Source organism: Chloroflexota bacterium (assembly GCA_023475225.1).
Lineage (GTDB): Bacteria > Chloroflexota > UBA6077 > FW602-bin22 > JAMCVK01 > JAMCVK01.
Genome location: JAMCVK010000011.1, coordinates 1 through 3,806 on the forward strand (window position 1 = coordinate 1; position 3,806 = coordinate 3,806).

The 3,806-nt window shown below is 53.2% G+C and carries 5 protein-coding genes; all 5 read right to left on the minus strand.

Features of this window, described 5'->3' with window-relative positions; genetic code table 11:
• Nucleotides 1-291: 291 nt before the first annotated feature.
• Nucleotides 292-1,356, minus strand: a complete 1,065-nt coding sequence (locus tag M1136_01755; GenBank protein ID MCL5074364.1) for a glucose-1-phosphate thymidylyltransferase — start codon at nt 1,354-1,356, stop codon at nt 292-294.
• A gap of 6 nt (nt 1,357-1,362) precedes the next feature.
• A complete protein-coding gene (locus M1136_01760; protein MCL5074365.1) occupies nt 1,363-2,133 on the minus strand; it encodes a tyrosine protein phosphatase in 771 nt (256 codons plus the stop codon).
• 15 nt (nt 2,134-2,148) lie between these two features.
• Complete coding sequence (locus tag M1136_01765; GenBank protein ID MCL5074366.1) at nt 2,149-2,826, minus strand: CpsD/CapB family tyrosine-protein kinase; 678 nt, start codon at nt 2,824-2,826, stop codon at nt 2,149-2,151.
• The gene (locus tag M1136_01770) at nt 2,801-3,538 is read right to left on the minus strand and encodes a Wzz/FepE/Etk N-terminal domain-containing protein (protein ID MCL5074367.1); all 738 of its coding nucleotides are present in this window, start codon (nt 3,536-3,538) and stop codon (nt 2,801-2,803) included. Before M1136_01770 ends, M1136_01765 begins: the two co-directional genes overlap by 26 nt.
• A gap of 39 nt (nt 3,539-3,577) precedes the next feature.
• Nucleotides 3,578-3,806: transposase (locus tag M1136_01775; GenBank protein ID MCL5074368.1), on the minus strand; the 229-nt coding region annotated here is incomplete at its 5' end.

Here is a 3,806-nt window from a genome sequence, read left to right on the forward strand (position 1 = left end):
GGCTGCGCCCTCCCTCCTTGATCTCCCCTTGCTCCGACGGGAGAAGGGGGGATCGGATCTAGGCTGTATCCCGATTCACTTCAGGTGGTGGGGCTGCGCCCTCCCTCCTTGATCTCCCCTTGCTCCGGTGGGAGAAGGGGGGATCGGATCTAGGCTGTATCCCGATTCACTTCAGGTGGTGGGGCTGCGCCCTCCCTCCTTGATCTCCCCTTGCTCCGGTGGGAGAAGGGGTGGGCCGGGGCAGGCCCCTAGAATTCTGCTCTGTAGCCTCTGACCTCTAGGGCCTGACCCCTAGATGATCCCTACCTTACTGTAATCGCCAAGCATCATCTTGTACGCCTTGGGTTTGGTAGGTGATTTGCTGATCTCAACATTTCGGCCAATGAGGCTATCCTCAATGCGATGATGTATATCAATGATGCGGCTGTTTTCCAAGACGATGCTGTGTTCAATCTCACTATCAGCAATAAAGCAATGATGGTAAATCGAGGTGAATGGCCCAATATACGAATTGCTGATTTGGGTCCCTTCGCCGATGATGATTGGGCCCCTTAGGACACTGTTCTTTATCTCTGCTCCCTCCTGAATGACAACCTTGCCGTAAACTTGTGATTTCTGGTCGATGGAGCCGAGGATGGTGGTATCGAATGTTTCCAGGATCAAACGATTGGCCTCAAGGAGGTCGTCCTTTTTCCCAGTATCGATCCACCAGCCGCTGATTATCTCAGGATGCACCGTATAGCCCTTATCGATCAGGTATTGGATCGTATCTGTTATCTCCAGTTCATTGCGTGCCGACGGCTTAATGTTATGTACAGCCTCGAAGACATGGTGGTCGAACATATAGATGCCGATAACAGCCAGGTCGCTCTTAGGTTCCTTTGGTTTCTCGACGAGCCGTACCACTCTTCCATCGCGCAGCTCAGCGACGCCGAAATCCTGTGGATTTTTCACTTGGTAGAGAAGGATTTGGCAGTTCAGGGAGTCGTCTTCAAATCTACGGACAAGGGGCACAATGCCATCGCGGATGAAGTTATCACCCAGGAAGAGAACAAAACGTTCTTTCCCCAGGAAGGATTCAGCGATCTTGACCCCATGGGCGATTCCCAGTGGCGCTTCTTGTTCGATATAAGTAATCCTGGCGTCAAACTGGCGGCCATTCCCGACGGCCGCCATAATCTGATCCTTGGTATCGCCGACAACGATGCCGATATCATTGATGCCAGCCTCAACTAAATCCTCTATGGCGTAGAAAAGTACGGGCTTATTGGCTACTGGAACGAGCTGTTTGGCACCCGTGTAAGTGATCGGTCGTAAGCGGGTTCCTTTGCCACCGCTAAGAATGAGACCCTTCATCGTTTGCTACCTCCAGGCGGTCCAGATTTTCTTCGGCTCATAGGCTATAGGCACTGAGAGATTGGGCACCTCATCATTGAGGATCGCTTGAGGGATGCTGGTGACCATAGCCTTAGCCTGTTCCTCGCTGATCAGCTCCGTGGCGTAACGTAGCCCATCAGAAAGGACGGGTGGACGGGTATGCATTGAGTGGGCATCAGAGGCAATGATATGGGCCAGGTTGTGGGTAAGCATCACCTGAGCAGCCTCTCTGGCCTGGCTCCCGAAGTGTCCGCTTAGGCTTCCAGCCGTGATTTGGGCCAGTGCCCCTTTGGCAACCAGGTGATATAAGAGGTTAGGGTCCTTCTGAATGATAGCATTGCGCTCTGGATGGGCGATGATTGGCACAAAACCGCTGATTTGTAGCTCGAAGATGACTCGTTCGGAATAAGAGGGGTACTGGAACAGAGGCATCTCGAGGAGCAGATAACGGCTGCCATTCAGGGGAAATACCTTTCCCGTTTGAAGCCATCCAAGGATATAAGGACTGATATGCACCTCGACACCTGGCGAGAGGTCTAGGGCGATCGCTTCTTCAGTTAGAGCAGCACGCAGGGTTTCCAGTCGGCTTAGTACATCTGCCCGTCCGCTGAAATAGCTCCAGTCGCTACTATGAGGAGTGACGACAATCTGAGTTATGCCATCGGCCTGGGCTGTCCTGGCCATAGCGAGGGCTTCTTCCAATGTTTCCGCCCCATCATCCAGGCCTGGCAGGAGGTGCGTATGGATGTCAATCATCGGGACCCAGGCTTCCTACTCGACGTAATAGCAGTACAGACTACTCTCAAACTTAACATTATTGAGCACTACGCCGAGGATATTGGCATTGACCTTCTCTAAGAGCAGTTTCGCTTTAGCTGCATGCTCGCGCTTGGTTTTGCCTGCCCTAACTACGAGCAAGACGCCATCCACTTTGCGCCCCAGGACAGCAGCATCAGTGACGGCGATTATTGGCGGGGAATCAAAAAGGACATAGTCGGCCTCTTCCTTAAGGGAGGCGATTATCTGGTCCATGCGGGCCGATCCCAATAGCTCTGAGGGGTTTGGGGGAAGGGGACCGCTGGTCAGGATACGCAGGTTGGGGACGGAAGTTTCCTGTAAGGGCAGTTTGGTGAGTTTCTCGTTGAGAGCCAGGCTGGTTAAACCATCAGTATTAGGCAAGCCGAAGAGCCTGTGAATGTTAGGGCGGCGCAAGTCGCAGTCAACCAGGATCGCCTTGTGCCCATCTTGGGCAAAGGTGATGGCCAGGTTAGCCAGGGTGGTCGATTTACCCTCCTCTGGAGTCGTACTGGTGACCATAATTGTTCGAGTCGGTTTATCCAGTTGGGAAAATTGGATATTTGTGCGCAGGGTTCGGTAAGCCTCAGAGATGGGCGACTTAGGGTCGAGCAGGGTGATCAGGTTCTCATATTCGTCTGACAAGTGGTTCACTCCCTTCGGGACGGTGTGTGGACTTGCGTTTGTCCCTAGCTGTTTCTATCACCTTGGCTGAACGAAGACTGGGGATGGCGCCAAGGGTAGTCAAGGATACATAGCGCTCAACGTCCTCACTGGTCTTCAGGGTATCGTCCAGATATTCCAGGAGGAAGACCAAGAGGATACCTACCAGTAGACCTAGCAAGGCCCCGGCAATAGCATTGGCCCTCGTCTTAGGCCAGATCAATTCCCCTGGCCGCGGATTATCACGAATGGTCACCTCGATGCGATCCTTTGGATCGAGCGGGGCCATCCTGATTTGATGCATCTTGATAAATTCGCTGGCCCAGACATAGGCGATATCACGGGCGCGGTTGGGGTCTGGGTCATCCACATCTATTTGAAGGGCGTAGTTCTCCAGGACAGGACTGACTTTTACCTTTTTCCTTAGAACCTCGGCGGGGAGATCGAGCTTGAGTCGCTCGCTTACCGTTTCAGCCAGCTTATCCGTTTGGAGCTGCTCGCCGTACTGGCGCAGCAGGTTCTCGATAACGAGGGTAAGCCCGTAGTCGTAGCGGGAAGGAGAGACGTCCAGTTTCACCGTGGAGCGGAAGATAGGAGTTTGGAGTTTGCTATAGATGACACTTCCGCTGAAAGCAGTGATGGCTACCAGGAGGATAAGCCACCAGCGTTTACTAAGAACTCGCCAATAATCGCGAAATTGCATGTCCCACTCCTTAGGTGTACTACCGTGGCACAGGCGGGATTATAACATAGGGGGTCGTTGAGCGTCAAGTTGGTGTGCTCGTTCAGTACCTCCTGTACACCACTCCTTTCTAGGTTGATAATAGCCCTTGGCTTGGAGGAGCTCCTTGGGTGTCTTGTAGCCTAAAGACTGGTGAGGCCGCACCGTGTTGTAGATGTGCTCCCAAGCCAGCAGCTCGGCCCTCAGAGTTGCTACCGTCGGCTCAGCTTCTGTCACCTCGTAAAACTCC